The organism is Mycobacterium sp. 852002-51971_SCH5477799-a (genome assembly GCF_001667145.1).
Taxonomy (GTDB): Bacteria; Actinomycetota; Actinomycetes; order Mycobacteriales; family Mycobacteriaceae; genus Mycobacterium.
Window position 1 is genome coordinate 1 of record NZ_LZIF01000058.1, and the last position, 3,626, is coordinate 3,626.

General features: G+C 68.1%; 1 protein-coding gene. It reads left to right on the forward strand.

Going from position 1 to position 3,626, the window contains the following annotated elements; translation table 11 throughout:
• Window positions 1-3,626: AMP-binding protein (locus A5753_RS06880; protein ID WP_156655983.1), on the forward strand; the 3,626-nt coding region annotated here is incomplete at both ends.

Consider the following 3,626-nt stretch of genomic DNA (forward strand, 5'->3'; position numbering starts at 1 on the left):
GACCAGGTGTGGACGCAGTTCCATTCCTACGCATTCGACTTCTCGGTGTGGGAGATCTGGGGCGCGCTGCTGCACGGCGGGCGGCTGGTGGTGGTGCCCGACTCGGTGGCGCGCGCGTCGGAAGACTTCCACGCGCTGCTGGTGGCGCAGCGGGTCAGCGTCTTGACCCAGACCCCGTCGGCGGTGGGAGTGCTCTCACCCGAAGGCCTGGAGTCGACGGCCCTGGTGATTGGCGCCGAGCCGTGTCCGCCGGAGTTGGTGGACCGGTGGGCGCCGGGACGGGTGATGGTCAATGTCTATGGCCCCACCGAGACGACGATGTGGGCGGCGAAGAGTGTGCCGTTGGCGGCGGGATTGGGTGCCCCGCCCGTCGGGTCGCCGGTACCTGGGGCGGCCTTTGCGGTGCTGGACGGGTGGTTGCGCCCGGTGCCGGTCGGGGTGGTCGGTGAGCTGTATGTCGCGGGCCGCGGAGTCGGTGTGGGGTATTGGCGTCGGGCCGGGTTGAGCGCGTCGCGGTTTGTGGCGTGTCCGTTCGGAGCGCCGGGCACGCGGATGTATCGCACCGGCGACTTGGTGCGCTGGCGAGCCGACGGGCAGCTCGACTATCTGGGTCGTGCTGACGAACAGGTCAAGATTCGCGGGTATCGCATCGAACTCGGTGAAATCCAGTCAGCCCTAACGGGTTTGGACGGGGTGGACCAAGCGGCGGTGATCGCCCGTGGGGACCGCCCGGGTGAGAGGCGTTTGGTCGGGTATGTCACCGGCACCCTCGACCCGGCCGAGGCGCGGGCCGCGCTGGCCGAACGGCTCCCGGGTTACATGGTGCCCGCCGCGGTGGTGGCGCTCGAGGCGCTGCCGCTGACACCCAACGGCAAGCTCGACACCCGCGCCCTGCCGGCACCGGAGTATCAGGACGCCGATCGCTATCGCGCCCCGGCCAACCCAACCGAAGAAATCCTGGTCGGTACTTTCGCCGAGGTCCTCGGCATCGAACGCGTCGGGATCGACGACTCGTTCTTCGACCTGGGCGGGGATTCGCTGTCGGCCATGCGCCTGATCGCGGCGATCAACACCAGCCTCGAGGCGAATGTCCCGGTGCGGGCCTTGTTCGAAGCGCCCACGGTGGCACAATTGGCGCCTCGCATCGGGACCGAAAGCGGTGGGCTGCAGCCACTGGTGCCCGGTGCGCGTCCTGCGGTGGTGCCGTTGTCGTTTGCCCAGAGCCGGTTGTGGTTCTTGGACCAATTGCAGGGCCCCTCACCGGTTTACAACATGGCGATGGCGCTGCGGCTGCGCGGGCAGCTGGACGCCGAGGCGTTTGGTGCGGCGCTGTCAGATGTGGTTGCCCGCCATGAGAGCCTGCGCACACTGTTCGCGGCGCCCGACGGGATACCGCGGCAGGTCGTGGCATCCGCCGAGCAGGCGGACATCGGCTGGCAGGTCGTCGAGGCCGGCGATTGGTCGCAGGAGCGGTTGGATGGAGCGATCGGCGCCGTGGCGCAGTACACGTTTGACCTTGCCTCCGAAATCCCATTGCGCGCAAAGCTTTTCACCGTTGCCGACGATGAGCATGTGCTGGTCGCGGTGGTGCACCATATCGCCGCCGACGGCTGGTCGCTGCGGCCGCTGGTACGTGATCTGGGCGTGGCTTATGCCAGCCGGCGCTTGGGACAGGTTCCCGGCTGGGCCGACTTGGCGGTGCAGTATGTCGACTACACACTGTGGCAGCGCGAAATCCTCGGTGATCTCGAAGACGGCCACAGCCCCATCGCGGCGCAGCTGGCCTATTGGGAGGATGCCCTGGCCGGGATGCCCGAGCGCCTGCAGCTGCCTACCGATCGGCCGTATCCTCTGGTCGCCGACCAACGCGGCGCCAGGGTTGAGGTGGAGTGGCCCGCGCAGTTGCAGCAGCAGGTCACCCGCGTGGCGAGAGAGCACAACGCCACGAGTTTCATGGTGGTTCAGACCGCCCTCGCCGCGTTGCTTTCGAAAGTCAGCGCCAGCCCCGATGTGGCAGTCGGCTTCCCGATCGCCGGACGCCGCGATGCCTCGCTCGACGAACTCGTCGGCTTTTTCGTCAACACGTTGGTGCTGCGAGTCGACACGGCCGGTGATCCCAGCTTCGCCGAGCTGCTCGGGCAGGTGCGACGGCGCAGCCTCGCCGCATACGAGCACCAGGACGTGCCCTTTGAGGTGTTGGTGGATCGGCTCAACCCGACCCGAAACCTGAGCCATCATCCGCTGGTCCAGGTCATGTTGGCCTGGCAGAACCTGCCCGGCCACGAGAATGCCGCCGACGATTTGGCCTTCGGAGATCTGCAGGTTGCGCCGTTGCCGGTGGACACCCAGGCCGCCCGCATGGACCTGACCTTTTCATTGGCCGAGCGCTTCGGCGAGGACGGAGCGCCCGCGGGGATCGGCGGCGCGGTGGAATTCCGCACCGATGTGTTCGACGCGGAAAGCATCCACACCCTGATCGAACGGTTGCAGCGCGTATTGATGGCCATGACCGCCGACCCGACGCGGCGGTTGTCGTCGGCGCAGTTGCTCGACGAGGCGGAGCACGCACGGCTTGATGACCTGGGCAATCGGGTGGCGCTGACCAAACGGGTGGCTACGCCGGTGTCGATTCCGGTGTTGTTCGCCGCTCAGGTCTCCCGCACCCCGGAGGCTGTCGCACTGACCTGTGGCGGGCGGTCGTGGACCTACCGCGACCTCGACGAGGCGGCGAACCGGCTGGCGCACCTGCTGACCGGTCACGGTGTCGGCCCTGGTGGGTGTGTGGCGCTGCTGTTCTCCCGGTCGGCCGAGGCGATCATCGCGATTTTGGCTGTGCTCAAGACCGGGGCGGCGTATCTGCCGATCGACCCGGCGTTGCCCGCGGCCCGGATCGCGTTCATGCTCGGCGACGCCGCACCGGCGGCCGCGATCACCACCGCCGAGCACGCGGGCCAGTTAGACGGCCATGGCGTGTTGGTCATCGATGTGAGCGACCCGGCCATCGACGGCCAAGCCAGCGGGGCACTGCCGGCGCCGGCCGCCGACGATGTCGCTTACCTCATCTACACGTCCGGCACCACCGGTGTGCCCAAGGGTGTGGCGGTCACCCACCACAACGTCGCCCAGCTGATGGGGTCGCTGGATGCCGGCCTGCCACCCGCGGCGGTGTGGGCGCAGTGGCACTCCTACGTGTTCGACGTCTCGGTGTCGGAAATCTTTGGCGCGTTGTTGCATGGCGGGCGACTGGTGGTGGTGCCCGAGTCGGTGGCCCGCTCGCCGGAAGACCTTCATGACCTGCTGCTGACAGAACACGTCGGCGTGCTCAGTCAAACCCCCTCCGCGGTGGCCATGTTGTCGCCGCAGGGGCTGGACTCGATGGCATTAATAGTGGCCGGTGAAGCGTGTTCCGCCGAGGTGGTCGACCGGTGGGCGCCGGACCGGGTGATGCTCAACGCCTACGGCCCCACCGAAGCCACCGTGTATGCGGCGATCAGCGCTCCGTTGACCGCGGGGTCGGGGTCGCCGCCGATTGGGTCGCCGGTGTCGGGGGCGGCGTTGTTCGTGCTCGATGGGTCGTTGCGTCGGGTGCCCGTCGGTGTGGTCGGTGAGTTGTATGTGGCCGGCGA